The 26,098-nt window shown below is 73.3% G+C and carries 24 protein-coding genes; 6 read left to right on the top strand and 18 right to left on the bottom strand.

The window, feature by feature from the left end; translation table 11 throughout:
* Nucleotides 1-326: 326 nt before the first annotated feature.
* Nucleotides 327-713 (top strand): hypothetical protein, encoded by a 387-nt coding sequence (locus ABT070_RS25765; RefSeq protein ID WP_351764228.1) that lies wholly within the window; start codon nucleotides 327-329, stop codon nucleotides 711-713.
* Nucleotides 714-792: 79 nt separating this feature from the next.
* On the opposite strand, the gene hypE is transcribed toward ABT070_RS25765, so the two are convergent.
* The 17 genes from hypE to ABT070_RS25845 form a co-directional block, all read right to left on the bottom strand.
* Nucleotides 793-1,884, bottom strand: coding sequence for a hydrogenase expression/formation protein HypE (hypE, locus tag ABT070_RS25770; RefSeq protein ID WP_351764229.1), 1,092 nt, complete (start codon nucleotides 1,882-1,884; stop codon nucleotides 793-795).
* Nucleotides 1,877-3,004, bottom strand: coding sequence for a hydrogenase formation protein HypD (gene hypD / locus ABT070_RS25775; RefSeq protein WP_351764230.1), 1,128 nt, complete (start codon nucleotides 3,002-3,004; stop codon nucleotides 1,877-1,879). Before hypD ends, hypE begins: the two co-directional genes overlap by 8 nt.
* On the bottom strand, nucleotides 3,001-3,306 hold the full coding sequence (locus ABT070_RS25780) for a HypC/HybG/HupF family hydrogenase formation chaperone (RefSeq protein WP_351764231.1): 306 nt from the start codon (nucleotides 3,304-3,306) through the stop codon (nucleotides 3,001-3,003). The genes hypD and ABT070_RS25780 overlap by 4 nt, the downstream gene beginning before the upstream one ends.
* A 31-nt stretch (nucleotides 3,307-3,337) precedes the next feature.
* Nucleotides 3,338-5,719, bottom strand: coding sequence for a carbamoyltransferase HypF (gene hypF / locus ABT070_RS25785; RefSeq protein WP_351764232.1), 2,382 nt, complete (start codon nucleotides 5,717-5,719; stop codon nucleotides 3,338-3,340).
* Nucleotides 5,716-6,540 (bottom strand): hydrogenase nickel incorporation protein HypB, encoded by an 825-nt coding sequence (hypB, locus tag ABT070_RS25790; RefSeq protein WP_351764233.1) that lies wholly within the window; start codon nucleotides 6,538-6,540, stop codon nucleotides 5,716-5,718. The genes hypF and hypB overlap by 4 nt, the downstream gene beginning before the upstream one ends.
* A gap of 3 nt (nucleotides 6,541-6,543) precedes the next feature.
* The gene (hypA, locus tag ABT070_RS25795) at nucleotides 6,544-6,936 is read right to left on the bottom strand and encodes a hydrogenase maturation nickel metallochaperone HypA (RefSeq protein ID WP_351764234.1); all 393 of its coding nucleotides are present in this window, start codon (nucleotides 6,934-6,936) and stop codon (nucleotides 6,544-6,546) included.
* A 139-nt stretch (nucleotides 6,937-7,075) separates the two neighbouring features.
* Entirely contained in the window at nucleotides 7,076-7,180 is a 105-nt protein-coding gene (locus tag ABT070_RS46285) for a DUF6893 family small protein (protein ID WP_403874025.1), read from the bottom strand.
* Nucleotides 7,181-7,191: 11 nt separating this feature from the next.
* On the bottom strand, nucleotides 7,192-7,740 hold the full coding sequence (locus ABT070_RS25800) for a hydrogenase maturation protease (RefSeq protein WP_351764235.1): 549 nt from the start codon (nucleotides 7,738-7,740) through the stop codon (nucleotides 7,192-7,194).
* The gene (locus ABT070_RS25805) at nucleotides 7,737-9,170 is read right to left on the bottom strand and encodes a hypothetical protein (protein WP_351764236.1); all 1,434 of its coding nucleotides are present in this window, start codon (nucleotides 9,168-9,170) and stop codon (nucleotides 7,737-7,739) included. Before ABT070_RS25805 ends, ABT070_RS25800 begins: the two co-directional genes overlap by 4 nt.
* Nucleotides 9,167-9,859, bottom strand: a complete 693-nt coding sequence (locus tag ABT070_RS25810; RefSeq protein WP_351764237.1) for a DUF6084 family protein — start codon at nucleotides 9,857-9,859, stop codon at nucleotides 9,167-9,169. The genes ABT070_RS25805 and ABT070_RS25810 overlap by 4 nt, the downstream gene beginning before the upstream one ends.
* Nucleotides 9,856-10,497: a DUF5947 family protein gene (locus tag ABT070_RS25815; RefSeq protein WP_351764238.1), complete on the bottom strand. Its 642-nt coding sequence runs from the start codon at nucleotides 10,495-10,497 to the stop codon at nucleotides 9,856-9,858. The genes ABT070_RS25810 and ABT070_RS25815 overlap by 4 nt, the downstream gene beginning before the upstream one ends.
* Entirely contained in the window at nucleotides 10,494-11,033 is a 540-nt protein-coding gene (locus ABT070_RS25820) for a NifU-related iron-sulfur-binding protein (protein ID WP_351764239.1), read from the bottom strand. Before ABT070_RS25820 ends, ABT070_RS25815 begins: the two co-directional genes overlap by 4 nt.
* Complete coding sequence (locus ABT070_RS25825) at nucleotides 11,030-12,811, bottom strand: nickel-dependent hydrogenase large subunit (protein ID WP_351764240.1); 1,782 nt, start codon at nucleotides 12,809-12,811, stop codon at nucleotides 11,030-11,032. The genes ABT070_RS25820 and ABT070_RS25825 overlap by 4 nt, the downstream gene beginning before the upstream one ends.
* Before the next feature lie 92 nt (nucleotides 12,812-12,903).
* Complete coding sequence (locus ABT070_RS25830; RefSeq protein WP_351764241.1) at nucleotides 12,904-13,977, bottom strand: NADH-quinone oxidoreductase subunit B family protein; 1,074 nt, start codon at nucleotides 13,975-13,977, stop codon at nucleotides 12,904-12,906.
* 73 nt (nucleotides 13,978-14,050) lie between these two features.
* A complete protein-coding gene (locus ABT070_RS25835) occupies nucleotides 14,051-15,799 on the bottom strand; it encodes an enoyl-CoA hydratase-related protein (RefSeq protein WP_351764242.1) in 1,749 nt (582 codons plus the stop codon).
* Nucleotides 15,800-16,078: 279 nt separating this feature from the next.
* Nucleotides 16,079-16,336, bottom strand: coding sequence for a hypothetical protein (locus ABT070_RS25840; RefSeq protein WP_351764243.1), 258 nt, complete (start codon nucleotides 16,334-16,336; stop codon nucleotides 16,079-16,081).
* Entirely contained in the window at nucleotides 16,323-16,637 is a 315-nt protein-coding gene (locus ABT070_RS25845) for a DUF6400 family protein (RefSeq protein WP_351764244.1), read from the bottom strand. The genes ABT070_RS25840 and ABT070_RS25845 overlap by 14 nt, the downstream gene beginning before the upstream one ends.
* Nucleotides 16,638-16,788: 151 nt before the next feature.
* On the opposite strand from ABT070_RS25845, the gene ABT070_RS25850 reads away from it, so the two are divergent.
* Both ABT070_RS25850 and ABT070_RS25855 read left to right on the top strand, forming a co-directional pair.
* On the top strand, nucleotides 16,789-18,198 hold the full coding sequence (locus ABT070_RS25850; RefSeq protein WP_351764245.1) for a CoA transferase: 1,410 nt from the start codon (nucleotides 16,789-16,791) through the stop codon (nucleotides 18,196-18,198).
* Nucleotides 18,195-19,613, top strand: coding sequence for an amidohydrolase family protein (locus ABT070_RS25855; protein WP_351764246.1), 1,419 nt, complete (start codon nucleotides 18,195-18,197; stop codon nucleotides 19,611-19,613). Before ABT070_RS25850 ends, ABT070_RS25855 begins: the two co-directional genes overlap by 4 nt.
* Here ABT070_RS25855 and ppk2 read toward each other — a convergent pair whose 3' ends face one another.
* Complete coding sequence (gene ppk2 / locus ABT070_RS25860; RefSeq protein ID WP_351764247.1) at nucleotides 19,614-20,510, bottom strand: polyphosphate kinase 2; 897 nt, start codon at nucleotides 20,508-20,510, stop codon at nucleotides 19,614-19,616. It abuts the gene before it with no gap.
* Nucleotides 20,511-20,686: 176 nt separating this feature from the next.
* On the opposite strand from ppk2, the gene ABT070_RS25865 reads away from it, so the two are divergent.
* From ABT070_RS25865 to meaB, 3 genes are read left to right on the top strand one after another with little or no spacing between them, the layout of a single operon-like run.
* Nucleotides 20,687-22,483 (top strand): methylmalonyl-CoA mutase family protein, encoded by a 1,797-nt coding sequence (locus ABT070_RS25865; protein ID WP_351764248.1) that lies wholly within the window; start codon nucleotides 20,687-20,689, stop codon nucleotides 22,481-22,483.
* Complete coding sequence (scpA, locus tag ABT070_RS25870) at nucleotides 22,483-24,657, top strand: methylmalonyl-CoA mutase (protein ID WP_351764249.1); 2,175 nt, start codon at nucleotides 22,483-22,485, stop codon at nucleotides 24,655-24,657. The genes ABT070_RS25865 and scpA overlap by 1 nt, the downstream gene beginning before the upstream one ends.
* 5 nt (nucleotides 24,658-24,662) lie before the next feature.
* Nucleotides 24,663-25,649: a methylmalonyl Co-A mutase-associated GTPase MeaB gene (meaB, locus tag ABT070_RS25875; RefSeq protein WP_351764250.1), complete on the top strand. Its 987-nt coding sequence runs from the start codon at nucleotides 24,663-24,665 to the stop codon at nucleotides 25,647-25,649.
* Nucleotides 25,650-26,098 lie beyond the last annotated feature (449 nt).

Consider the following 26,098-nt stretch of genomic DNA (forward strand, 5'->3'; position numbering starts at 1 on the left):
GGACCAGTCTCCACCGGCAAGGGAAGCCCCGAGGCGGGAAACACGGGCGCGGCAGGCGCCCTCAGGGGAACACCGACGCCCCTTCCGGGACGCCGGCCCCGCGGCTGGGCGGCTCGCTCCTTCTCCGTCAGCCAGGTCCGGGTCGGGCGGCACACCGGTCTGCCGTCCTCGGCCCTGCACCAGGTCTGGTAGCCGTGGGAGCTGTCCGGATCGATGGGCCCCAGGGGCCCATCACGTGCTCGAAATATCGCAAGAGGGGATAATTCAGTGAGCACGACGGCGCCCGACCGGCGTCCTCCACCCACCAGGAACAGGCAGGTCGGACCATGACGAAGCGACCACGTTCGTCCGAGCCACCGCACGGTAAGGGGCCGAGCCGCCACGAGGGCGCCGGGCAGCACGGCTGGTCGCCCGATGTGGACGAGACACGCCAGCAGGACAACCCGAGCACCCACCGCTCCTTCCACGAAGCCGAGTACGCCGACGAGAAGGGCCGGGGCCGGACCAGGTCCGCGCAGGAGACGAAGTCCGTTCCGGGCGACACGGTCGAAAGTCGCGGCACACGCGGCGAGGAGTACGCCGACACGGACGAGAAGGGCCGGCGGGACACCGGCCGCAGGGGTCGCTCCCAGCGCCCCAGCGGCACCAGGGACGCCTCCGCCACCACGGGCGTCGACCCGCAGGACCCGCCGTCCGGACGCCGTTCGGGCTGACGGCCCGCTCGGCGCGTGGACGGCCGGATCCTGCGCGGCCCGGCGCGTGGACGGCCGGATCCCGGACACGGGATCCGCGTCAGCAGATCCGCGGCAGCTGCTCCCCGATCGGCAGATCGACCACCCGCGTGCCGCCCAGCCCGGTCCTGGCCACGACCATCCCGGGATGCGCCTCGACGGCCTCGCCGATGATCACGGAGTCCGCGCCCAGCGGATGGGCCCGCATCGCCTCGAGGACGGCGTCGGCGTGCTCGCGCGGGACGAAGGCCACCAGCTTGCCCTCGTTGGCGATGTACATGGGATCCAGGCCCAGGATGGCGCAAGCGTTGGCCACGGCCGACGGGACCGGGACGTCGCGTTCCCGGATGACCACCCCCGCACCGGAGGCCGCCGCGATCTCGTTGAGCGCGGCCGCCAGACCGCCCCGGGTGGGATCGCGCAGCACATGCAGATCCGGGGTGACGGCGAGCATGGCGTCGACCAGGCCGCCGAGCGCCGCGCAGTCGCTCTTGATCTCGACCCCGAACTCCAGGCCCTCGCGCACGCTCATGACCGCCACCCCGTGGACACCGATGGCGCCACTGACGATCACCACGTCACCGGGCACGACCCGCTGCGGCCGCAGATCGACGCCCGCGGGGACGAGGCCGATGCCCGCGGTGTTGAGGTAGATCCCGTCGCCGTGCCCGGCCTCCACCACCTTGGTGTCCCCGGTGGCCACCTCCACCCCGGCGGTGCGCGCGGCCGCGCCCAGCGCCTCGGACACCCGCCGGACCACGTCCAGCTCGACGCCCTCCTCCAGGATGAATCCGCAGGAGAGGTAGGCGGCGCGGGCGCCGCTCATGGCGAGGTCGTTGACGGTGCCGTTGACCGCCAGATCGCCGATGCTGCCGCCGGGGAAGAACAGCGGCCGCACCACGTAGGAGTCGGTGGAGAAGGCCAGCCGGGCCCCGCCCAGGGACAGGACGGCGGAGTCGCCCAACTGCGAGAGCACCTCGCCCCCGAAGGCGGGCGCGAAGATCTGCTCGAGCAGTTCGGCGGTGAGGACTCCCCCGCCACCGTGCCCCATGACGACCCGGGGCCGGTCGCGCAGCGGCGCCGGACAGGTCCAGCCCTCGACGTCGAGCGCACGGGCTGGGGCGGGGGCGGGCAGGTCGGTGATGTCAGACAACGGGGGTCGCCTCCCGGGTCTTGGTGGCGGGCATGTCCAGCCGCCGGTAGAGGTAGTACGCGGCGCAGGCCCCCTCGGTGGAGACCATGGTGGCGCCCAGCGGGGTGCGGGGGGTGCACAGGGTGCCGAAGGCCTCGCACTCGTGCGGCTTGAGCAGCCCTTGCAGGACCTCGCCGCTGCGGCACTCGGCGGGCTCCTCCGTCCGGATCCCGTCGACCGGGAAGCGGTGCTCGGCGTCGTGGTCGCGGTACTTCGACGACAGCCGCCAGCCGCTGCCGGGGATCACACCGATGCCGCGCCAGGCCCGGTCGGTGACCTCGAAGACGTCCTCCAGCATGGCCCGGGCGGCCGGGTTGCCCTCCGGGCGGACGGCACGGGCGTAGGCGTTGTCGACGGTGTGCTCGCCGCGTTCCAGCTGACGGACGGCCCGGCGCACGCCTTCGAGGATGTCCAGCGGCTCGAAACCCGTCACGACGATCGGGACGCGGAAGCGCTCCGCCAGTTCCGGGTACTCCTCCACCCCCATCACGCTGCACACGTGCCCGGCCGCGAGGAAGCCCTGTACCCGGCAGCTCGGCGACGACATGATCGCCTCGATGGCCGGTGGTACCCGGACATGGGACACCAGCATGCTGAAGTTCGGGATGCCCAGCTTCCGGGCCTGGTGGACCGTCATGGCGTTGGGGGGCGCCGTCGTCTCGAAGCCGATGCCGAAGAACACCACTTCGCGGCCGGGGTTCTGCTGCGCGATCCGCAGCGCGTCGAGCGGCGAGTAGACGACCCGTACGTCGCCGCCCTCCCCGCGGACCTGGAACAGGTCACGTCCGGTGCCCGGCACCCGCAGCATGTCCCCGAAGGAGCAGAAGATCACCTCCGGCCGGGAGGCGATCGCCAGCGCCTTGTCGATGACCTCCAGCGGGGTCACGCAGACGGGACAGCCCGGACCGTGGATCAACTCCACTTCTTCCGGCAGGAGTTGGTCGATGCCGTGCCGGATGATGCTGTGCGTCTGACCGCCGCAGACCTCCATCAGCGCCCAGGGTCTGGTCACCGTGGCATGGATGTCGTCGAGGAGCCGACGGGCCAGCTCCGGATCCTGGAACTCGTCGATGTACTTCACTGATTGTGCACCTCTTCCACTGGCTCCGCGCCCGCCTCCGCCGCCGCCATCTCCCAGGCGTCGCCGAACTCCTCCTGCAGCATGCCGAGTTCGGCGAAGAGTTCGAGCGTCTGCCGTGCCGACTCCTCGTCCAGCCGCTGCAGGGCGAAGCCGACGTGGACGATGGCGTACTCGCCGACCTGGAGGTCGGGCAGGTACTCCAGGCACACCTCCTTGACCACGCCGCCGAAGTCGACGGTGGCCATCCGGGTGCCGTCCCGGTCCTCGATGTCCAGCACTCTGCCGGGTACCGCCAGGCACATGAGCCTCTCCTCGCTGTGGGTCGCGCCTTGCTCAGTCGGTGGGAGTGGTCCGGGCGGCCACCATCAGCTGGCCCAGTGCCAGACCGCCGTCGCCCGGCGGCACCAGCCGGTGCCGCAGGACCGTGAAGCCGTCCTCGCGCAGGGTGGCGGCGCAGGCCGAGGAGAGGAGCGTGTTGACGAACACGCCTCCCGTCAGAGCGACCGTGTCCAGCCCGTGCCGCTCTCGGGCCCGCACGCAGATCCGGTGCACCAGGCCGGTCACCGCCCGGTGGAAGCGGGCCGCGACCAGGGCGGGTCCGACGCCCGCCCGCAGGTCGGCGACGATCGCGGCGAGGACGGGCGCGGGATCGGCGCGTACCGCGCCGTCCCCATGGGGCGCGTCCTCGGATCCGTGCAGGCCGAAGGCGTACGCGTCCCGGTCGCCGGTGGGCGCGCGAAGCGCCGCGCCCTCCAGCTCCACGGCGGCCTGTGCCTCGTATCCGGCGCGGTGGCACACCCCGGCGAGAGAGGACACGGCGTCGAAGAGCCGCCCCATGCTGGAGGTGGGGACGCAGTGCAGGCCACGCTCCAACTGCCTTTCCAGAAGCCGGAGTTCGTCGGGCGGGCAGGCGGCGGTGCAGGCGAGGTCGTCGGACCAGTCGATCCCGGCCGCCCTCAGATGGGCCAGCGCCATGCGGTACGGCCTGCGCACCGCGGCGTCGCCACCGGGCAGCGGGACGTACCCGAGGTGCCCGAACCGGCTGAAGCCGTCGTAGTCCGCGAGCAGGAACTCCCCGCCCCACACCGCTCCGTCGTCGCCGTGGCCGGTGCCGTCGAAGGCGACGCCGATCACCGGCCGGGTGCCGTCCAGACCGTGCTCGGCCATCGCGGAGGCGATGTGCGCGTGATGGTGCTGGACGCGCACGACGGGCCGTGCCGCCGCCTCGCGGCGGGCCCACCGGGCGGAGCGGTAGCCGGGATGCCGGTCGGCCACCAGCGTGCCGGGCCGTACGCCGGTGATGGACCGGAGCTGCGCCACCGCGCTCTCGAAAGCCCGCTGGGTGGCGAGGTCGTCCATGTCGCCGATGTGCGCGGACAGCCAGGCGCGCCGGCCCGTCCCCAGGCAGAAGGCGTTCTTCAGGTCGCCGCCGACCGCGAGGGCGGGGCGGACGGGCAGCGGGAGGGCGACCGGCAGCGGCGCGTAGCCGCGGGAGCGGCGGATCACCAGCGGCTCCCCGTCGCAGACGCGGACGACGGAGTCGTCGCAGGGGACGTGGATCGGCCGGTCGTGCGTGAGCCAGGCGTCGGCCAGCGGCGCGAGCCGTTCCAGCGCCTCGGTGTCGTCGGTGACGATCGGCTCACCGGACACGTTGCCGCTGGTCATGACGAGCAGCCGGGGGCCATCCGGGTCGCCGGGCAGGCCGAGCAGCAGGTGGTGCAGCGGTGTGTACGGCAGCAGCACACCGAGGTCGGGACTGCCGGGCGCGACGGCCTCGGCGGGCCGCGGGGCCCCCGCCGTGTACACCGGGTCCGGGCGTCGGCGCAGCAGCACGACGGGCCGGACGCCGTCCTCGAGCAGGTTCCGCTCCTCGGGGCCCAGCCGGACGAGGTGCTCGACGTCGGCCGCGCTCCGGGCCATGACGGCGAACGGCTTGTCCCCCCGTGCCTTGCGCCGGCGCAGGCGGGCGACCGCCGCCTCGTTCGTGGCATCGCAGGCCAGGTGGTAGCCGCCCAGTCCCTTCACGGCGAGGATCGCGCCGCCCGACAGCAGGGCGCGCGCCTCGGTGACCGGGTCCGTCCCCGTACGGTCGTCGGACGGCGGGGCCAGCAGGCGCAACCGCGGCCCGCAGGCCGGGCAGGCGACCGGCTGCGCGTGGAAACGGCGGTCGGCCGGATCCGCGTACTCCCGGGCGCAGTCGGGGCACAGGGCGAAGCCGGCCATGGTGGTGTGGGCCCGGTCGTACGGCACACCGGTGACGATCGTGAAGCGCGGGCCGCAGTGCGTGCAGTTGACGAACGGGTGGCGGTACCGCCGGTCCGCCGGGTCGGCCAGTTCGGCGAGGCAGTCGGCGCAGGTGGCGCGGTCCGGGGAGACCAGGGTGCGGACCGGGCCGCCGCCGCGGGAGGTGAGGATGGTGAACGCGGTGCCGCCGACGGGCGGCACCTCCCGGTGGTGGACGGACTCGACGCGGGCCAGCGGAGGCGCCTGGGCGGCGATCCGGTCGCAGAACCGGGCCACGGCCGAGGCGCTGCCCTCGACCTCCACGACGACGCCCTCCGCGGTGTTGGTCACATGACCGGCCAGGGCGAGTTCGGTGGCGAGGCCGTACAGGTAGGGCCGGAAGCCCACGCCCTGCACCACTCCCCGCACGGTGACCCGGCGGCGCAGCGGCAGTTCACCGGCGACCACGGCCGCCGGCGGCGGAGCGCTCACGAGGGGGTGGGCGCCAGGTCGCCGGCGTCGGTGTCGTCGGCATGGGTGTGGGGGTGGCTGTGGGGGTGGTCGTGCGGGCGGCTGTACGGGTGGTCGTGCGGGTGGGTGTGCGCGTGACCGTGCCGGAGGTCCGGTCGGCCGGCCATCACCGGCGCGTGCGGGGGCGCGCCCTCGGCGGCGGCGAGCGCCCGGTCGAGCAGCGCGCCCACGCCCTTCCCGCGGCGGGCCGAGGTCAGGACCACCTCGACTCCCGGGTTGACCTGCTGGACGTTCGCGCGGAAGGCGATCTCGTCGAACTCCACGACGTCCGCGAGGTCGGTCTTGGTGACGACGACCAGGTGGGCGAGGCCGAACGCGGTGGGGTACTTGAGCGGCTTGTCCTCGCCCTCCGTCACCGAGACGAGGACGACCCTCAGGGTCTCCCCCAGGTCATAGCCGGCGGGGCAGACCAGGTTGCCGACGTTCTCCACGAACAGCAGCCGGGTGCCGTCGGGCAGCCACCCGTCCAGGTGCCCGGCGAGCATGCCCGCCTCCAGATGGCACAGCCCGTCGGTGAGCACCTGCTTGACCGGGGCGCCCGACCGGGCCAGCCGGATCGCGTCGTTCTCGGTGGCGAGATCGGCGGTCAGCGCGGCGACGGGCACGGAACGCTCCCGTGCCCGCAGCAGTTCGCTCTCCAGCAGGGCGGTCTTGCCGCTGCCCGGACTGGACAGCAGGTTGACGACCGTGGTGCCGTGCGCCGCGAGGCGGGTGCGCAGCGTGTGGGCGCTCGCGTCGTTCTTGGCGAGCACGGCCTGACGCAGGTCGACGACACGACACATGGTTCAGCACTCCTCGGAGATCGGTTCGCGGGTGGGCGTGGGGTCGCCGGTCTCCCACTGCACGGCGGCGATCCGCAGTTCCCGGCCGGCGAGCAGATCGGTGGTCGCCCCGCCGCACGCGGGACAGGTCAGCCGGGGTGGCATGCCGACGGCCCACTCGTGGGCGCAGGGTGTGCAGCGGGCCCGGCCCGGCACCGCCTCGGTGACCAGTTCGGCGCCTTCCAGCAGGGTCCCGGCGCAGACCAGTTCGAAGCAGAAGGCGAGCGAATCGGGTACGACGCCGGCCAGTTCGCCGACCTGGAGCCGTACCGACCGCACCGCCGTGACGTCGCCGGCCCGCTCGGCGGCCTCGGCCACCTGGTCGACGACGGCCAGCGCGACGGACATCTCGTGCATAGGTCTCCGTCCTTTCGCGGCCTGCCTCCGGTCGGCCTTCATTAGAGGCGCGCGTGCCGGGCCGCACGGCCCGGCACGCCGTCACCGGCCGCCGGGTACGCCGTTCGACGCAACCGCGCGGACCGGTGGCGGCCGTGGTTCACATCCGGCGGATGCGCAGGTAGCGCCGCACGTCGGGAAGCACTTCGACGCCGAGGGCGACCAGGGCCGCGAGGGCCGCTCCGCCGATGACCATCTTCTTCATCCCGTCTCTCCTCATGTCGAGATCCCGTCGGCCGTGGCCCGCGGCGCGGACTCTCCCGGCTCCCCGGTCCACAGCAGCTCTTCGATCAGCCGGACGGCCTCCGGTACGGCGTCGGACACGGGCGGGCTGAGACCGATGCCCTCGTCCACCGTGGCCGGTTCGCACCCGACGACCAGGACGCGCCGTGGCGGCTCGCCCCCGGTCCCGGCGCACAGGGTGCCCAGCAGCGCCAGGACGGCGTCGGGGGTCATCCGGTGCCCGTCCAGCGGGGGCGTGCCGGGCGGCGGGCCCGCGCCGGCGTCGTGTTCGATCACATAGAGCGTGCCGGGGGCTTCGCCGCGCGCCGTGGCGTCCACCAGGACGAGGGTGTCGTAGCCGTCGAGGAGCTGGTAGGCGAGGTGCACCCCGCGCACTCCGATGTCCACGACCTCGACATGTGCGGGCAGTTCGCGCTCGCTGAGCCGGCGGGCGGTCTCCACGCCGAAGCCGTCGTCCGTGAGGAAGATGTTGCCGATGCCCGCCACGAGCGTCCTTCGAGCTGCCGGCGCGGGAACGTTCATGCGTCGTCCTCCAGCGGGGTGACCTCGTCGGGCTGGAAGTACAGGAACCGGCCCTGCTCGCGCCGGATGTCGGCGCCCGGGTCGCCCTCGACCGTGACCGCCAGGTGCACCCCGCCGTCGACGTCGTGCAGCACCGCCTCGACCTGCGCGGTGGCGCCCCGCAGGAAGATGTCCTGTGCGTCGGTGCGCCGCAGGCCCGGGCGCAGCTCGACGCGGCTGCCCTTGCCGACCGTCCGGCCGTCCACGAGGACATGGTCCCGTGTCGGGTCGAAGCCCGCCTCGCTCGCGGGGTCCCACCAGGGGGTGTCGGGCCGCTGCACCCCGTGCTCGTCGGGGAAGCCGCCGTCCGGGGCGGCGGGGACCGCCGGGTCGGTCGCCCGACGCAGGGTGCGGACCGCCCCGTGCAGCCGCTCCAGGACCTCGGCCGGCATCGAGTCCGCCAGCTCGATCACGGCGGCCGCCCGGTCGTCGGTGCCGCGGGCCTCGCGTTTCTCCTCGTCGGTGAGGGCCGCGGTGCGCAGCGCGAGGATCTCGTCGATCTCGGTGGCGTCGTAGAGCGCCCCCGGGCTCTCCGGCGCGATGGCCGGATGGTCCTCCAGGATGATCGGTGAGGACAGCACGAGGTCGGCGCTGCCCGCCTCACCGGCGAGTACGGGCCAGGTGTGCAGGTTGCGGCAGGCGGCGACCGCGCCCTTCGCCCACTCGGGGGGATCGGTCATCGACAGGAACGATCCGGCGCTGAGGGCCATCAGGAGGTGGGTGGCCACCAGGGAGTGCGGCAGCGCCGCGTCCCGGCCGGCGTCGCCGGGCTCGGCCGGTGTCCAGGCACTGGTGTTCTCCACGACGGCGGTCAGCCGCACGGTCCGGTAGGGGCCGTCGAGCTCGCGGGCGGACAGCCGGATCGTCCCGCTGACCTCCTCGCACCGCCGCAGGAGTCGGCCGACGGTGCGGCCGGCCGCGTCCAGGACGGGTTCGGTGTCCTCCCGGGCGGGGCGTCGGAAGGGGTGGGTGACGCCGTCGCCGAGGAGCGCGTCCACCGGGGCGACCACCTCGACCCGCTCCTCGCCGCCCTCGTCCCAGGGCACCAGCACCCGGTCGTCGAGGCGGAGCTCGGCCACGGTCTCGAAGCCGCCGTCCGGGCGTACCCGCTGCACCGTGCGCCGTCGGGCGTGCAGGAAGCGCACCTCGACGGAGAGGGTCGCGCCCGCCTTCGGTTCCATCAGGCATTCGGTGTGCTGGAAGTCGTACTCCTCGCACTCGGCGCCCCAGCCGGGCGGCACCAGCACCCCGAACTGCCAGCGCAGCCGGTTCTTGGCCGCCGAGGCGCGGTACGGATAGAGCACATAGCCCTCGAAGAGGACGGCGTCGGCCACCTGCCGGGCGAGGGCGAACCGCTCCTGCGTCTCGGAGGCGAACGCGGTCACGGTCACGGATCCGTCCTTCCGGTGGTGCCGGTGAGCGCGCGCAGCGGGTCGCGCCGGGGCGGGTCCGCGCTGCCGCCGTCGTCGAGCAGGGCCTTGAGGGTGGCGTCCCAGGAGGGCAGCGCGCGCCGGGAGCGGTAGGCGAGGAGGGCGTCCATGGTGTCGCGCGGCAGCCGGATCCAGCCGCACCCGGGGAAGTGCTGCTCGACCATCTCCCGCCAGGTCGCGACGGGCATCCGGAAGGCCGCCTCCCGGTCCCACGGCACCGGCTCGACCCGGAAACCGGCCTCGCCGGTGAACGCCGTACCGGAGAACAGCATCAGCAGCGGCACCTCGCCGGCGGTGAGGGCGTCGAGGTAGCGGGTCGCCGCGATGTCCATGTCGTAGGTGCAGGGGACGACGAGGTCGGCCTCGGTCTCTCCGGTGAAGCCGGGGACCATGAGCGAGATCTGGGCGAACTGCACCGGCTGGAGCGTGCTGCCCCAGCGGGAGCGCTCGCCGAAGAGGTCCGCCAGCCCGTCGGCCTCGGCCGGCTCGTAGCCGCGGCGGGCGGGTTCGATGCGGATCTGGCAGCGCAGCGCGAGGGCGTGCACCCGCGCGTCGTCGGCGGCCGTGACGCGCAGCCGGAAGACGAGGGTCGGTCCGGCGGCGTAGCGGTCGGCGCGGACGCCGGTGCAGGCGAAGGAGAACTCCGTCATGGCCGCACCCGCTCGTCCACGGGCCGGGCGCGGCGCGAGACGTCGGCGAAGAACGCGTCCAGCGCTGCCCGGGCCTCGGCCCCGCCGTCGAAGCCCTGCCACAACAGGCGCATACGGCCGACCAGTTCGTAGCAGATGTCGATCGGTACGAGGTGGCATTCGAAGCGGCCGTCGGTGCGGCGCAGCAGCAGCGCCTCCACGTCGGGTTCGAGCAGTCGGGCGAGGGGGCTGTCGCCGAGGGCCGCCGTCCAGGTGGCCGGTTCGAGTTCGCTCTCGGTGGCTCCGGCCGGACTCGGGTAGAGGGCGACCAGCCGGTCGAGTGCCGCGTTGCGGAACAGGAAGGCGACGCCGACCGGGATCTGCAACGCGTCCCACGCGCTCTCGTCGAGCCGGTGGCGGGGGTCGGTGAGGTAGCGGGCGGGGACCGTGCGGAAGCGGCCCGCGGCGGCGCCCGGCTGCTGCATCAGCAGCGCGCAGGCGGTGCAGGCGCAGACGAGGGCGCGCTTCTCGGTGTCGACCAGATGGCGGTGGTCCGCCTCGACCGGCAGAGCGCACAGCTCGCACCGTTCGGGCCGCGCGGACCGCTCGGTGAGGAACCTCCGCAGGCCGGGTGTGCGCGTCGCCGCGGACGCCGTCATCGGGCGCCCGTCGGCGCGGTGCCGATCTGGAGGAGCGTGGGTCCCGCGGGCTCGGTCCGCAGGTCGACGGAACCGACCTCCGGTGCGAAGCAGGCGAGCGCCGCCCGGGCCGCCTCCCGGGCGTTCTCGCCGGAGCCGGAGCCACAGCCGCAGCCGCCGGACTCCCGGGCCCGCAGGGTCAGGACGCCGCTCTCCTCGTCGAAGTCCACGACGTCCAGGGCGTGTTCGCGGACGCTGTCGAGTGCCCGGGTGATGCGCGTGTCACGGTCCTCGGGGTGCAGGTCGTGCAGGACGAGGAGACTCGCGACGAGTTCGTCGCCGAGCAGGCCCGCCAGCGGGTCGCCCGGGGCGTCGGACAGCAGGTGGAGGACGCGGGCCAGGCCGGAGCCGTAGAAGTCCATGAGGGAGCGCACGAGTTCCTCGGCCGCCTCGGCGGCGGCCGGGTCGCCGCTCGCGGCCAGCCGGTCCAGCACCTCCTCGACCCGGCGTCCGGTCCGTTCCGCGTCGACGGGTCGGGCCGTCGTCGGCGCGCTCATCCGCCCAGTCCGCTCAGTCCGGTGGGCACGTGCATCGACTTCACCGTCTTGCCGCCCCCGACGTACATGTGGACGCCACAGGGCAGACAGGGGTCGAAGCTGCGGACGGCGCGCATGATGTCGATGCCCTTGAAGTTCTCCGGGGTGTTCTCCTCGAAGATGGGGGTGTTCTGCACGGCGTCCTCGTACGGGCCCGGCGTGCCGAAGGTGTCCCTGGTACTGGCGTTCCAGGGGGTGGGCGGGTACGGGTGGTAGTTGGCGATCTTGCCGTCGCGGATCACCATGTGGTGCGACAGGACGCCGCGGACCGCCTCGGTGAAACCGACGCCGAGCCCCTCGTCCGGCACCTCGAACTTCTCCCAGGTCTGGGTGCGGCCGGCGCGGACCTCCTCGAGGCCCTTCTCCGCGCAGTGCAGGGCGACGGCGGCGGCGTACGCCTGGAAGTAGGTGCGCGCGCGGTTGCGCTCCAGCGCGTTGGACCACTTCGGGATCTTCCACTCGAAGCTGGTCTCCGGCTTGGTCATGGTGCGCGGCAGGTTGATGACCACGCTGTGGCCGGTGGCCTTGACGTACCCGATGTCGACGAGCCCGGACAGCGCGGTCGACCACAGGCGGGCGATGGGGCCGCCGCCGGTGTCCAGGGCGAGGTGATCCTTGCCGTCGAACCAGCGCGGGGACATGACCCAGCTGTACTTGTCGTCGAAGTTCCGCTTCTGCGGGGCGGGGATGGTGTGCTGGTTCCACGGGTGGCGGGGATCCACCGGGTTGCCGAGCGGGTCGTGGGTGACGAACTGCTCCTGGCCCTGCCAGTCCTCGTAGTACGAACTGCCCAGCAGGATGCGGATGCCGAGGTTGATCTCGGTGAGGTCGTTGGTGACGAGCTTGCCGTCCACGACGATGCCGGGGGTGACGAACATCCGCCGGCCCCAGTTCGTCATGTTGGCGTAGGTGAAGTCGCAGTACTCGGGGTCGTTGAGCGCGCCCCAGCAGCCGAGGAGGACCCGGCGGCGGCCGACTTCCTCGTAGCCCGGCAGCGCCTCGTAGAAGAAGTCGAACAGGTCGTCGTGCAGCGGCACCACGCGCTTCATGAACTCGACGTAGCGCATCAGGCGGCTGAGGTAGTCCGTGAAGAGCTGCACCGAGGCGATGGTGCCGACGCCGCCGGGGTAGAGCGTGGAGGGGTGCACATGGCGGCCCTCCATCAGGCAGAACATCTCGCGCGTGTAGCGGCTGACCTGGAGGGCCTCGCGGTAGAACTCGCCTTCGAGGGGGTTCAGCGAGCGCATGATGTCGGCGATGGTGCGGTAGCCGTGCTCGGCCGCGTGCGGGGCCTCGGTGCGCTCGGCGAGTTCGAGGACGCCGGGGTTGGTCTCCTTGACCATCTTCTCGCAGTAGTCGACCCCTACCAGGTTCTCCTGGAAGATGTTGTGGTCGAACATGTACTCCGCGGACTCGCCGAGGTTGATGATCCACTCGCCGAGGTGCGGGGGCTTCACGCCGTACGCCATGTTCTGCGCGTACACCGAGCAGGTGGCGTGGTTGTCGCCGCAGATCCCGCAGATGCGGCTGGTGATGAAGTGGGCGTCGCGGGGGTCCTTGCCGCGCATGAACACGCTGTAGCCGCGGAAGACCGACGAAGTGCTGTAGCACTCCGCGACCCGCTTCTGCTTGAAGTCGATCTTCGTGTGGATGCCCAGGCTGCCCACGATCCGGGTGATCGGATCCCAGGCCATCTCCACCAGGCCGCTGCCGTCGCCGGCCGCCTTCGTCCTTGCCATCGTCTTTGCCGTGCCCTTCGTTGCGCGGGGGGTTCGGTTGTGGGGTGCGCGAAGCAGAAGCGGGTCGCTCGTGAGTCACTCGTGGTGGGACGTCACCAGGGGGGCCGGTAGCCGGTGGTGATCTTCTCCCCGGTCCGGCGCCACTTGGGCTCCTGGTCCACCGTCTTCGCCGTGATCGAGCGCAGCTTGCGGACCACGGCTCCGTAGGCGCCGCTGGCCGTGCTGGAGAGCTTGGCTCCGGGCGGCTCGTCCATGAACGGCATGAACTTGTCGGGGAACCCGGGCATGGTGCAGGCGATGCAGATGCCGCCGACGTTCGGACAGCCGCCGATGCCGTTCATCCACCCGCGCTTGGGCACGTTGCACTTGACGACCGGACCCCAGCAGCCCAGCTTGACCAGGCACTTCGGCGAGTCGTACGACAGGGCGAACTCACCCTGCTCGTAGTAGCCGGCACGGTCGCAGCCCTCGTGGACGGTGGCGCCGAACAGCCAGGTGGGACGCAGCTTGTCGTCCAGCGGGATCATCGGGGCGGCGCCGGTCGCCTGGTAGAGCAGGTAGGTGAGCGTCTCGGAGAAGTTGTCGGGCTGGATCGGGCAGCCGGGGACGCACACGATGGGGATGCCGGCGTGGGACTTCCAGTCCCAGCCGAGGTAGTCCGGCAGGCCCATGGCGCCGGTCGGGTTGCCCGCCATGGCGTGGATGCCGCCGTAGGTGGCGCAGGTGCCGATGGCGACGACCGCCAGTGCCTTCGGGGCGAGCCGGTCGATCCACTCGCTGGTGGTGATCGGCTGGCCGGTCTCCGGGTTGTCGCCGAAGCCGCACCAGTAGCCCTCGGGCTTGATCGCCTCGTTGGGGATGGAACCCTCGACGACCAGTACGAAGGGGTCGATCTCGCCCCGCTCGCCCTTGAAGAACCACTCGATGAACGTGTCCGCGCCGCCGATCGGACCGCACTCGAAGTCGATGAGCGGCCAGTGGACGGCGATCTTCGGAAGCCCCGGCAGCACGCCGAGCACGATCTCCTCGATGCTGGGCTGCATGGCCGCCGTCAACGCGACCGAGTCGCCGTCGCAGCTCAGGCCCGCGTTGATCCAGAGAATGTGGATCGTGGGTGTCTCGTCGGCGGGCGCAGCGCCGACCGTCTTCGTCGTCGCCTCAGTCATGGGACCGCCTCCTGGGGAGGTGAGGAAGGAAAGCCCCGTTTCGGGACTTTCCGCGTTCATCGGATTCTTGGTATCAGCCGATGGGCCGCGACGGGATGCCATGGGGGGCCGTTCCGGTGAATTCGGCGGCAGACGGGCCCGAATCGGTTTGAGAAGCGGAGAGGTGGGCCGGGGTGGCCGACGGGCGCTCCTTGTGGACGAACGCCCTGCGCAGAGCGTGGTACGGGGCGTCCGGGTCGTCGAAGGTCCGGCGCATCCGGGCGAGCTCCCGGTCCCGGAACACGGCCGGCGGGGTCGCGCTCTCCCGCCGCTCCAGCTCCGTCTTCTTCGCGGCGATCCGGGCCGCCGTCACCGGCAGGGCGGACAGGTGCGCGGCCAGGCGGCCGACCTCCGCCGCGAAGGCTCCCGGACCGCTGTCCACCACCCGGTCGACGAGCCCCAGAGCCAGCGCGCCCGCCGCGCTCACCGGCAGCGCGTCCCGCGTGAGCCGTTCGGCCACCGCCGGGCCCACCCGGCGGGGCAGGGTGTACGTCCAGTACTCCGAGCCGTAGAGGCCCATCAGACGGTAGTGCGGGTTCAGCACGGCCCCCGAGCGGCACCACACCTCGTCGGCCGCCAGGGCGAGCATCACCCCGCCCGCGGCGGCGTTTCCCGCGACCGCCGCGACCACCAGCCGGTCGGTCGTCGCGAGGACCGCCTCGACCAGGTCGTCGATGGCGTTGATGTTCGCCCAGGACTCGGCGGCGGGGTCGTCGGCCGCCTCGATGACGTTGAGGTGGATCCCGTTGGAGAAGAAGTCCCGCTCGCCGCCCAGTACCAGCACCGACGTGGGCCGCGCGCACGCCTCCCGGTAGGCGTCCAGCAGCCGGCGGCACTGTCCGGTGCTCATGGCGCCGCCGGGAAAGGAGAACGACAGGAAGCCGACGTCGCCGCTCTCCCGGTAGCGGATGTCCGTCCAGGTGGCCTCCGGCGCCTCGGGCAGGGGCGGCAGCCGGTCGCCGAGCGCCGCCACGGCGGGCAGCTTGTACGTCGGCGGCTGCCCGGGGAGCCGCCGGGCGCGCAGCTCCGGGATCCACACCGCGCCGTCCCGGGTGGCCCGGCAGACCGCTCCGGCCCGGGTCGCCAGCAGCTCGCCCGGGCGGCCGCGCAACACGCTCTCGGGGTGGCCGCCGTGCAGGTACCACTCGCCGCCGAGCAGCGCGTCCAGCACACCGGGCTGTGAGTCGGCCGCCCTCAGCCTGCGCAGGACGGTCCCGGTCGTGTCCTCGGCCCAGTCGATGCGCCGGACACTCTGGTCGAGGTACGGACGCGGACGGAAACGGGCGTCGGCCGCGCTGCTCGCGTCCTGCTTGCGGGGCACGTGGGTTCCCCCGGCGAAGCGCTCCACCGCGAGCAGGACGGCCTCGATCGCGGCGTCGGCGATCTCGCCCCGGTACAGCTCGCTCTTGGACACCGGAGGAAGCCGACACGGTACGCAGGCCCACACATCGCCGGCGTCCATCTCCCCGTCGGCCTGGAGGACGGTGACGCCCCACTCGTCGATGCCCTCGTGGATCGCCCAGTCCAGGGAGGACGGTCCACGGTCGCCCACGGGTCCGGGATGGACGACGAGACACGTGTACGCCGACCAGACCTCCTCGGGGATCGCCGACTTCAGCATCGGCGCCACGACGAGCTGCGGCGCGTGCCGGCGCACGGCGTCCGCCGGCGAGCAGCCAGGCAGGGCGAGTTCCACCGCCACCCGGTGGCCGCGGTCGCGCAGTTCGGCGTGGGCGCGCTGGGTCAGGCTGTTGAACGCGCTGGCTAGGAGCAGGATGTGCACGGCTGCCTCCGGGCGGACGAACGGCCGGCAGAAACGGCCGCCGCCACGATCCTCGGCCCCGGTGGGCCGCCGTCCTCGGCGACAGGCGGTCGGATCATCACAAGTCATCCGAAAGCGGTCACTCGTCCGCCGTCCGGTCCCACCGTCCGCGCCTCGCCCACGACACCCCCGGCGCTCCCGCGCCCCGCGCACCCCCGGGTCAGCCGGGTCAGCCGGGTCAGCCGGGTCAGCCGGGTCAGCCGGGTCAGCCGGGTCAGCCGGGTCAGCCGGGTGAGGGTGTCACCGTCGGCGCAGGCCGCTCGTGATGCGCTCCCAGGGGGAGCGGGTGGCGCCGAAATGGGTCTCGTGCGCCCAGATGTGGGTGCACGACCGGCACTGGAGGTGGAGCAGGCTGCCCGCGTTGGAGAGCAGGTAGCGCCAGTGCTCGGAGCACGTACGGCCCTGCTCGCAGGTGTCGCAGCCACGACGGTCGTCGCAGTTGGGGCAGGCCACCCAGGCCCGGCGCCCGATGTCGGCCTGCGGGTCAAGCGGCAGCATGGCCACCCCCTCGGCGCGGAAGCACACCGGCCGAGACCAGTTCGTCGTACATGCGCTGCTGCTCCGCGCTGAGGCCGGAGTACAGCAGCTCGTGCGCCGCCTCCTCGTCGCGCAGCGCGGCGACGGGGTCCCAGTCGGGGCCGAGAGCCTCCAGGACATGGGCGCGCCGGAGCATCTCGTGTGCGGTCAGGTCGATGGTCAGGTCGGCCGGCGGGTGGGCGCCGGGCCGGGCCGACGCAGGCCCGCTCGCCGCGCCGGAATCGTCCGGCTCGTCAGGAAGGGCATGGTCATGGGGGGACATGTGACCGAACGTAGGTAAGCCTTCCTCGCCCCGACAAGAGCAGGTGGGAGAAGTCACAGCGGCCGGCCCGACCGCTCCCGCCGCGAGCCGGGTCCCACGGCCGTGTCCAGGTCATGACATCGGCACCGGTGATCGGCGTAATCTTGGCGCCGTGTCGAGGGAGCGGGCCGGGGCCGGTACGGCGGAGTGGGCGCGGAGCGGGGTCATGGCGCTGACCGGGCACCCCGACGGACCGCCGCTGGTGCCTCCCGGGACCGCGGCCGCCTTCGCCGACCGGATCTCCGCACGACTGGCCGCCGCCACGGCGGACAGCACTCATCCGCTGCGGGTGGACGGTGCGTCGCTGCTCGCGGAGCGGGCCGCGTTCACCGGGCACCACCGGCGGGGCCGGGTCTCGGCGGGCGGGGCGGGCCGGCTGCTGCCCACCGCGGACGGCTGGGCGGCCGTCTCCTGCGCCCGCCCCGACGATCCCCCGCTGCTGGGGGCGTTGGTCGGCGCCGCACTGCCCGACGACCCGTGGCCCACGGTCGCCGCGTGGGTGCGGACGCACACCGGGGCGGAGCTGGCCGAGCGGGCCGCGCTGCTCGGACTCGCCGCCGCGCCCGTGGACCCCTCGCCGCCGCGCCCGCTGCCCGCGCCCGGTCGCCCCAGGTCGCCGGCGGGCCTGCTCGTCGTCGACTTCAGCGCGCTGTGGGCGGGGCCGCTCTGCGCCCAGCTGCTCGGCCTGGCCGGCGCCCACGTGGTCAAGGTCGAGACGCCACAGCGCCTCGACGGGGCCCGCCGGGGCAGTCCCGGCTTCTTCCGGCTGCTGCACGCGGGCCATCGCTCCGTTCTCCTCGACCCCACGACGGCAGGGGGCCGGCGAGCGATGTCCGCGCTCGTCGACGCGGCGGACATCGTCATCGAGGCGTCCCGCCCGCGGGCGCTGGCCGGGTTCGGTCTCGACGCGGAGGCCTCGGCCCGCCAGGGCACGATCTGGGTGTCCGTCACGGCGGACGGCCGGGACTCCCCGCGGGTCGGCTTCGGCGACGACGTGGCCGCGGGCGCGGGACTGGTGGCCCGGGACGCGGACGGGCAGCCGGTCTTCTGCGGCGATGCGCTCGCCGACCCGCTGACCGGCCTGTTCGCCGCCGGACTCGCCCTGTCCGCACCGGTCGACGGCCGGGGACGGCTGTTCGACGTCGCGATGTCCCAGGTGGTCTCCGCGACCCTGGCCCCCGCCCAGGACTCCCCCACCCGGGACACGCCCACCCCGGGCCGCCCCGCCCCGGACACGCGCGCCTCGGCCCGCCCCACCCGGGACACGCCCGCTCCGGACCGCCCCGCTCCGGACCTCGGTGCCCCGGGATCCTCCGCCGGCGACGCCGTCAGCCCCGGTCCACCGGCCCCGGGCTCCCCCGCCCGGACCGCGCACCGGGACGGCGACGGCTGGGCGGTCGACACCTCCGACGGGCCGGTGCCGGTCGCCGCGCCCCGCCGTCGGACCGTCACCGGCCACGCTCCCGAACCGGGCCGGCACACCGACGAGGTCCTGCGCGAGCTGCGGATCCCTTCGCCATGACGAGGGGAGTGCTGTTCCGCGACGCCGAACTCGACGGCCGCACGGTGACGGACGTACGGGTCGGCGGCGGGAGCGTCGTCGAGATCGGCCGCGGGCTGACGGCCCACCGCGGCGAGGACGTGCTCGACGCCCGGGGCGGGGCCCTGCTGCCCGGTCTGTGCGACCACCACCTGCACCTGCACGCCATGGCCGCGGCCGCCCGCTCCGTCCGCTGCGGCCCGCCGGCGGTCACCACCGCGGAGGAGCTGGCCGAGGCTCTCGCGCACGCGTCCGCCGACGAAACCGGCTGGGTCCGCGGAACCGGGTACGCCGAGGGCGTCGCCGGTCCGCTGGACGCCGTCGCGCTGGACCGCCTGCATGCCGCCCGTCCGGTGCGCGTCCAGCACCGCAGCGGCGCGCTGTGGACGGTCAACAGCGCGGGGGCGCAGGCGCTGGGCCTCGCACGGGCGGATCACGGGGGCGTCGAACGGGACGGCCGAGGGCGTCCCACCGGGCGGCTCTGGCGCGCCGACGACTGGCTCCGCACCCGTACCTCCGGAGCCCGGCCGCCCGGTCTTCGGCCGGTCGGCGCCCGGCTCGCCGCCCTGGGCATCACCCACCTCACGGACGCGACCCCGGATCTGAGCGCCACGGCGATCGACGCGATCGGCGAGGCCATGCGCACCGGGGCGCTCCCCCAGCGGGTCCAGCTGCTGGGGGCGCCCCTGCACCGGACGGCGCCCGGCGGCCCGCGCTCACCGACCGTCGGCCCCTACAAGATCGTCCTCGCGGACTCCGGCCTCCCGGGCCTCGACGAGCTGGTGGAACGCATCCGCGCGGCTCACCGTGCGGGCCGGGCGGTGGCCGTGCACTGCGTGACCCGCGAGGCCCTCCTCCTCCTGTTCGCCGCACTCGACGAGGCCGGCGGGCGGGCCGGTGACCGGATCGAGCACGCCTCGCTGGTGCCCGCCGGGTCGATCCCCCGGCTGCGGGACCTCGGTCCGGCCGTGGTGACCCAGCCGGGGTTCATCGCGGACCGCGGGGACGACTATCTGCGCGACGTCCCGGCCGGGGACCACCAGGACCTCTACCGGGTGCGCTCGCTGGTCGAGGCCGGCGTGCCGGTAGCGCTGGCCGGCGACGCGCCGTACGGGCCGGTCGATCCCTGGCTGGTGATGGACGCGGCGGTACGGCGGCGCACCCGGTCCGGACAGGTCGTCGGCCCGGGTGAGGGTCTCACCGCGCTTCAGGCGCTGGACGCCTTCCTCGGCCCGCCCGATGCTCCCGGCGGCCCGCCCCGGCGGGTCGTCCGGGGAGCGGCGGCCGACCTCGTCCTGCTGCGCGTGCCCCGAGCGGCGGCGCTGCAGCGGCCCTCCGCGGACCTGGTGGCCGCGACGCTGATCGCCGGCGCCGTGGTGTGGTCGCGCCCGAGGTGATCACGCCTCCCGCTCGTGCGTGCTGTCGTCCTCGCCCTCCTCGAGCAGGGTGGCCGCCGCGCCGATGATCCGCGGGTCGGGGCGGCCGACGACCTCGTCGTCCTTGTCCGCGTAGTCGAAGCGGGCCAGGACACTGCGCATGGCCTCCACCCGGGCGCGCTTCTTGTCGTTGCTCTTCACCACCGTCCACGGGGCGTGTTCGGTGTCCGTCTCGCGGAACATGGCCACCTTCGCGGCGGTGTAGTCGTCCCAGAGGTCGAGGGAGGCCAGGTCCATCGGGCTGAGCTTCCACTGCCGCACGGGGTCGACCTGGCGGATCGTGAACCGTGTGCGCTGCTCACCCTGCGAGACGGAGAACCAGAACTTGACCAGTTCGACCCCGTCGTCCACGAGCATCCGCTCGAACAGGGGTGCCTGGCGCATGAAGCGGCGGTACTCGTCGTCCGTGCAGAAGTCCATCACCCGCTCCACACCGGCCCGGTTGTACCAGGACCGGTCCAGCAGGACGATCTCACCGGCGGTCGGCAGATGTTCGACGTAGCGCTGGAAGTACCACTGGCCGCGCTCGCGTTCGGTCGGCTTCTCCAGGGCGACCACGCGGGCGCCGCGCGGGTTGAGGTGCTCGGTGAACCGCTTGATGGTGCCGCCCTTGCCCGCGGCGTCACGGCCCTCGAAGACGATGACGAGCCGACGCCCGGTCTCCTTGATCCAGCTCTGCAGCTTCAGGAGCTCTATCTGCTGGAGCCGCTTGTGCAGGTCGTACTCCCCGCGCTCCATGCGCCGGTCGTACGGGTAGTTCTCCCGCCAGGTGTCCACGGGGGTCCCGTCCGGACGGATCAGCACCGGATCGTCGTGGTCCGTGTGGTCGACGCGCATCCCTGACAGCAGTTGGTCCATCACGCGAGGAAAGCAAGCGTGTCCGTACGGGGGACGAACGGCGTGCGAAGCCCAGGTGTCGGCGCTGCCGCGGGAACCCGCGCGGCCGTGGGAGGCCGAGGTCACAGGGCCCGAGCGGCCAAGGTCACAGCCGCGCCCTCTGCTGCCGCTCGGCCCCTCTGGCCTAGCATCCGAGCATGACGGTCCTGCCCGAAGACGGGCTTTCGCTGGCCGCCGAGTTCCCTGACGCGACTCTTGAACAGTGGCAGCGCCTCGTGGCGGGTGTACTGCGCAAGTCGGGCAGGGACGTCTCGGACGCGGCAGCCGAGGAGGCCCTGTCCACCGCGCTGGAGGACGGGCTTCACCTCCGGCCCCTGTACAGCGCGCACGACTCCGCGCCCGATCCCGGCCTGCCCGGATTCGCGCCGTTCGTCCGCGGCGGCCGGGCGGAGGGGAACTCCGTCGGCGGCTGGGACGTGCGACAGCAGCACACCACCGGCGGCGCGGTCCTCGCGGACCTGGAGAACGGCGTCACGTCACTGTGGCTGCTCCTCGGCGACGGCGGCCTTCCGGTCGACTCGCTCGGCCGGGTCCTCGACGGCGTGTATCTCGACCTGGCACCCGTCGTCCTGGACGCCGGAAGTGACGTCGAGTCCGCCGCGCGGGAGTTGCTGCGGCTGTACGAGGAGCGGGGCGTCGCCGGCGAGGCGGCACGCGGCAACCTCGGCGCCGACCCGCTGGGTCACGAGGCCCGTACCGGCGGCACGTACGACTTCGCCCCCGTGGCCGGTCTCGCGCGCACGTGCGCCGAGACGTACCCGGGGCTGCGGGCGCTGACCGTGGACGCGCTGCCGTATCACGAGGCCGGCGGTTCGGCCGCGCAGGAGCTGGGCTGTTCGATGGCGACCGCGGTGGCCTATCTGCGGGAGCTGACCGAGGCGGGCCTGCCTGTGGAACTCGCCTGCGCCCAGCTGGAGTTCCGGTACGCGGCCACCGCCGACCAGTTCCTGACCGTCGCCAAGCTGCGGGCGGCGCGCCGACTGTGGTCGCGGGTCACCGAGGTCTGCGGAGCCCCGGTCGGACAGGTGCAGCACGCCGTGACCTCGCCGGTGATGATGGCCCGTCGCGACCCCTGGGTGAACATGCTGCGCACGACCGTCGCCACACTGGCGGCCGGGGTGGGCGGCGCCGACGCGGTGACCGTACTGCCCTTCGACCATTCGCTCGGCCTCCCGGACGCCTTCGCGCGGCGCATCGCCCGCAACACGTCCACGATCCTCATCGAGGAGTCGCACCTGTCCCGGGTCGTCGACCCGGCGGGCGGCTCCTGGTACGTGGAACGGCTCACCGACGAACTCGCCCACGCGGGCTGGGAGTTCTTCCAGAGAATCGAGCGGACGGGCGGCCAGGCGGCCGGTCTGCGCTCGGGCCGGATCGGCCAGGACCTGGCGGACACCTGGGAGGCCCGCAGCGCGAAGCTGGCGAAGCGGCGCGAGCCCGTCACCGGTGTCAGCGAGTTCCCGGACCTCGCCGAGCGTCCGGTGGAGCGCGCTCCCGCGCCCGCCCCCCGCTCCGGCGGGCTGCCCCGGGTACGGCGCGACGAGGCCTACGAGAGGCTGCGCGCCCGGTCCGACGCCCACTTCGCGGCGACCGGATCCCGCCCGCGGGTCTATCTGGCCGCCCTCGGTCCCGCCGCCGCGCACACCGCCCGTGTCGGCTTCGCCGCCAACCTGTTCCAGGCCGGCGGCATCGAGCCCGTCACGGACGGCTCCTTCGCGGACAGCGGCGCCACCGAGGCCGTCCTCTGCTCCAGCGACGCGCTGTACGAGGAACAGGCGGCGACCCGGGCCCAGGAGCTCAGGGACTCGGGTGCCTCGCACGTGTTCCTCGCGGGCCGCCCGGGGCAGTACCCGGGAGTCGACGCGTACGTCTTCGCGGGCTGCGACGCCGTCGCCGTGCTCTCCGCCGCCCTCGACCGCATGGGAGTGTCCTGATGGGAATCCCCGACTTCTCCGGGATCGAGCTGGGGACCCCGGCCGTGGACGGCGGCGCCGACGAGTGGCGTACGGCCGTCAAACAGGCCACCGGCGGTGACGGGCCGCTGTGGGAGACCCCGGAGGGCATCGCGGTCAAGCCGCTGTACACGGGCCGCGACCTGGAGGGCCTGGACTTCCTGGGCACCTACCCGGGGGTCGCCCCGTATCTGCGCGGCCCGTACCCGACGATGTACGTCAACCAGCCCTGGACGATCCGCCAGTACGCGGGCTTCTCCACCGCCGAGGAGTCCAACGCCTTCTACCGGCGCAATCTGGCGGCCGGCCAGAAGGGCCTGTCGGTGGCCTTCGACCTGCCCACGCACCGGGGTTACGACAGCGACCACCCCCGCGTGACGGGCGACGTCGGCATGGCGGGCGTGGCCATCGACTCGATCCTCGACATGCGGCAGCTCTTCGACGGCATCCCGCTGGACCGGATGACGGTGTCGATGACGATGAACGGCGCCGTGCTGCCGGTGCTCGCGCTCTACATCGTGGCCGCCGAGGAACAGGGCGTGCCGGCGGAGAAGCTGGCCGGGACCATCCAGAACGACATCCTCAAGGAGTTCATGGTCCGCAACACCTACATCTATCCGCCGAAGCCGTCGATGCGGATCATCTCCGACATCTTCGCGTACACCTCGCAGCGGATGCCGCGCTACAACTCCATCTCCATCTCCGGGTACCACATCCAGGAGGCGGGCGCGACGGCCGACCTGGAGCTGGCGTACACGCTCGCGGACGGTGTGGAGTACATCCGCGCGGGCCGGGAGGCGGGGCTGGACGTGGACGCGTTCGCGCCCCGGCTGTCGTTCTTCTGGGCGATCGGCATGAACTTCTTCATGGAGGTCGCCAAGCTGCGGGCCGCGCGCCTGCTCTGGGCGAAGCTGGTGCGGCAGTTCGACCCGCAGAACGCCAAGTCGCTGTCCCTGCGCACCCATTCGCAGACCTCGGGCTGGTCGCTGACCGCGCAGGACGTGTTCAACAACGTGACCCGCACCTGCGTCGAGGCGATGGCCGCGACGCAGGGCCACACGCAGTCGCTGCACACCAACGCCCTGGACGAGGCGCTCGCGCTGCCCACCGACTTCTCGGCGCGCATCGCCCGCAACACCCAGCTGCTGATCCAGCAGGAGTCCGGCACGACCCGGGTGATCGACCCGTGGGGCGGCAGCGCGTACGTCGAGAAGCTGACCCATGACCTCGCCCGCCGTGCCTGGCAGCACATCCAGGAGGTCGAGGCGGCGGGCGGCATGGCCCAGGCCATCGACGCCGGCATCCCCAAGCTGCGGATCGAGGAGGCGGCGGCCCGCACCCAGGCCCGCATCGACTCCGGACGCCAGCCGGTGATCGGCGTCAACAAGTACCGCGTCGAGACCGACGAGCGGATCGACGTGCGATCGGTCGACAACTCCTCGGTACGCGCCCAGCAGATCGCCAAGCTGCGGCGCCTGCGCGCGGAGCGCGACGAGCGGGCCTGCCAGGACGCGCTCGACGCGCTGACCCGGGCCGCCGGCGGCGAGGGCAACCTGCTGGAGCTGGCGGTGGACGCGGCCCGCGCGAAGGCCACCGTCGGGGAGATCTCCGACGCCCTGGAGAAGGTGTACGGGCGCCACGCGAGCCAGATCCGTACCATCTCCGGCGTGTACCGCAACGAAGCCGGCGAGTCCCCGTCCGTGGAGCGCACCCGCACCCTGGTGAACGCCTTCGAGGAGGCCGAGGGCCGCCGGCCGCGCATCCTGGTCGCCAAGATGGGCCAGGACGGCCACGACCGCGGCCAGAAGGTGATCGCCACCGCCTTCGCCGACCTCGGCTTCGACGTGGACGTCGGCCCGCTGTTCCAGACGCCGGCCGAGGTGGCCCGTCAGGCCGTCGAGGCGGACGTGCACATCGTCGGCGTCTCGTCGCTGGCCGCCGGGCACCTCACCCTCGTGCCCGCGCTGCGGGAGCAGCTCGCCGAGGAGGGCCGCGAGGACATCATGGTCGTGGTCGGCGGGGTGATCCCGCCGCAGGACGTGCCCCTCCTGCTGGAGATGGGCGCGGCGGCCGTCTTCCCGCCCGGGACGGTGATCCCGGACGCGGCGTACGACCTGGTCGAACGGCTGTCGGCCGGCCTCGGGCACGATCTGTAAGCCCCATGGCCATCGACCTCGACACCTATGTGAAGGGTGTACTCGACGGCAGGCGGGCCCTGGTGGCCCGTGCGATCACGCTCGTCGAGTCCACCCGGCCCGATCACCGGGCACTGGCCCAGGGGCTGCTGACCGAGCTGCTTCCGCACAGCGGGAAGGCGCGGCGGATCGGCGTCAGCGGAGTTCCGGGCGTGGGCAAGTCGACGTTCATCGACGCGTTCGGCACCATGCTCACCGCGCTCGGGCACCGGGTCGCGGTGCTCGCCGTCGACCCCTCCTCCAGCCGCACCGGCGGCTCGATCCTCGGCGACAAGACGCGGATGGAACGCCTGGCCGTCGACCCGGCGGCCTTCGTCCGCCCCTCCCCGACCTCGGGCACGCTGGGCGGGGTGGCCAAGGCGACGCGCGAGTCGATCGTCGTGATGGAGGCGGCGGGCTACGACGTGGTCCTGGTGGAGACCGTCGGCGTGGGCCAGTCGGAGACCGCGGTCGCCAACATGGTCGACTCCTTCCTGCTGTTGACCCTCGCCCGTACCGGCGACCAGCTCCAGGGCATCAAGAAGGGCGTCCTGGAACTGGCCGACGTGATCGCCGTCAACAAGGCGGACGGTCCGCACGAGCGCGACGCCCGCGCGGCGGCACGTGAACTGGCGGGCGCCCTGCGGCTCATGCACGGCAGGGACGCGGCCTGGACCCCGCCCGTCCTCAGTTGCAGCGCCCGCGAGGGGGCCGGCCTGGACACCGTCTGGGAGCGCCTCGGACAGCACCGCACCCTGCTCGACTCCACCGGCCGGCTCGCCGCCAAGCGCCGCGAGCAGCAGGTCGACTGGACGTGGTCCATGGTCCGCGACGAACTCCTCGGCCGCCTGCACTCCGCACCGGCGGTACGGGCCCTGGCGCCCACCCTCGAACAGCAGGTCAGAGACGGCGAGTTGACGGCCACACTGGCAGCCGAGCGCATTCTGAAGGTGTTCGGCGGCCAGGAGGGCTGACGAGCTGCCCGGCCGTCGCTTCGGCCCGATCGCTCACCGGGCCTTCGCCATGGTGGATCTGGGGTACGACGGCGTCGGGCTCGGCGGCGGCGATCTCGGCCCTCGGACAGACACGGCCGCGAGCCGGTGACAGGGCGTGCAACCCTCACCCGGAACAACGGCCGCACGGCCCGGTGTTGTCGGCCCGCGCGGTCGGGGCCCGCGTCCACCGAGATCGGAACAGCACACGACTGAACTCCAGACACGAAGCAAGCGATCGCGAAAGCCGTGATCTGCTAGACACGGAGGGGGGCGGGGGGGGCGGCGGCCCCGGGGGGGGGGGGGGGGGGGGGGCCGGGGGCGGGGGGGGGGGGGGGGGGGGGGGGGGGGGGGGGGGCGGTACGACGGGGCCGGGGCAGTACGACGGGGCCGGGCCGGGGCCACGGGGCCGGGCCGGGGCCGGTCGGCCC

Origin of the sequence: Streptomyces sp. NPDC002884, from assembly GCF_040295245.1 — a bacterium.
GTDB lineage: Bacteria > Actinomycetota > Actinomycetes > Streptomycetales > Streptomycetaceae > Streptomyces.

Excerpts from the sequence above, each read along its gene's own strand:
- ABT070_RS25825 (WP_351764240.1), bottom strand. The coding sequence starts at position 12,811 with ATGGCAAGGACGAAGGCGGCCGGCGACGGCAGCGGCCTGGTGGAGATG.
- ABT070_RS25830 (WP_351764241.1), bottom strand. The coding sequence starts at position 13,977 with ATGACTGAGGCGACGACGAAGACGGTCGGCGCTGCGCCCGCCGACGAG.
- ABT070_RS25765 (WP_351764228.1), top strand. The coding sequence starts at position 327 with ATGACGAAGCGACCACGTTCGTCCGAGCCACCGCACGGTAAGGGGCCG.
- meaB (WP_351764250.1), top strand. The coding sequence starts at position 24,663 with ATGGCCATCGACCTCGACACCTATGTGAAGGGTGTACTCGACGGCAGG.
- ABT070_RS25815 (WP_351764238.1), bottom strand. The coding sequence starts at position 10,497 with ATGACGGCGTCCGCGGCGACGCGCACACCCGGCCTGCGGAGGTTCCTC.
- scpA (WP_351764249.1), top strand. The coding sequence starts at position 22,483 with ATGGGAATCCCCGACTTCTCCGGGATCGAGCTGGGGACCCCGGCCGTG.
- ABT070_RS25820 (WP_351764239.1), bottom strand. The coding sequence starts at position 11,033 with ATGAGCGCGCCGACGACGGCCCGACCCGTCGACGCGGAACGGACCGGA.
- ABT070_RS25780 (WP_351764231.1), bottom strand. The coding sequence starts at position 3,306 with ATGTGCCTGGCGGTACCCGGCAGAGTGCTGGACATCGAGGACCGGGAC.
- ABT070_RS25845 (WP_351764244.1), bottom strand. The coding sequence starts at position 16,637 with ATGTCCCCCCATGACCATGCCCTTCCTGACGAGCCGGACGATTCCGGC.
- hypA (WP_351764234.1), bottom strand. The coding sequence starts at position 6,936 with ATGCACGAGATGTCCGTCGCGCTGGCCGTCGTCGACCAGGTGGCCGAG.
- ppk2 (WP_351764247.1), bottom strand. The coding sequence starts at position 20,510 with ATGGACCAACTGCTGTCAGGGATGCGCGTCGACCACACGGACCACGAC.
- hypB (WP_351764233.1), bottom strand. The coding sequence starts at position 6,540 with ATGTGTCGTGTCGTCGACCTGCGTCAGGCCGTGCTCGCCAAGAACGAC.
- ABT070_RS25855 (WP_351764246.1), top strand. The coding sequence starts at position 18,195 with ATGACGAGGGGAGTGCTGTTCCGCGACGCCGAACTCGACGGCCGCACG.
- ABT070_RS46285 (WP_403874025.1), bottom strand. The coding sequence starts at position 7,180 with ATGAAGAAGATGGTCATCGGCGGAGCGGCCCTCGCGGCCCTGGTCGCC.
- ABT070_RS25810 (WP_351764237.1), bottom strand. The coding sequence starts at position 9,859 with ATGACGGAGTTCTCCTTCGCCTGCACCGGCGTCCGCGCCGACCGCTAC.
- ABT070_RS25800 (WP_351764235.1), bottom strand. The coding sequence starts at position 7,740 with ATGAACGTTCCCGCGCCGGCAGCTCGAAGGACGCTCGTGGCGGGCATC.
- ABT070_RS25865 (WP_351764248.1), top strand. The coding sequence starts at position 20,687 with ATGACGGTCCTGCCCGAAGACGGGCTTTCGCTGGCCGCCGAGTTCCCT.
- ABT070_RS25840 (WP_351764243.1), bottom strand. The coding sequence starts at position 16,336 with ATGCTGCCGCTTGACCCGCAGGCCGACATCGGGCGCCGGGCCTGGGTG.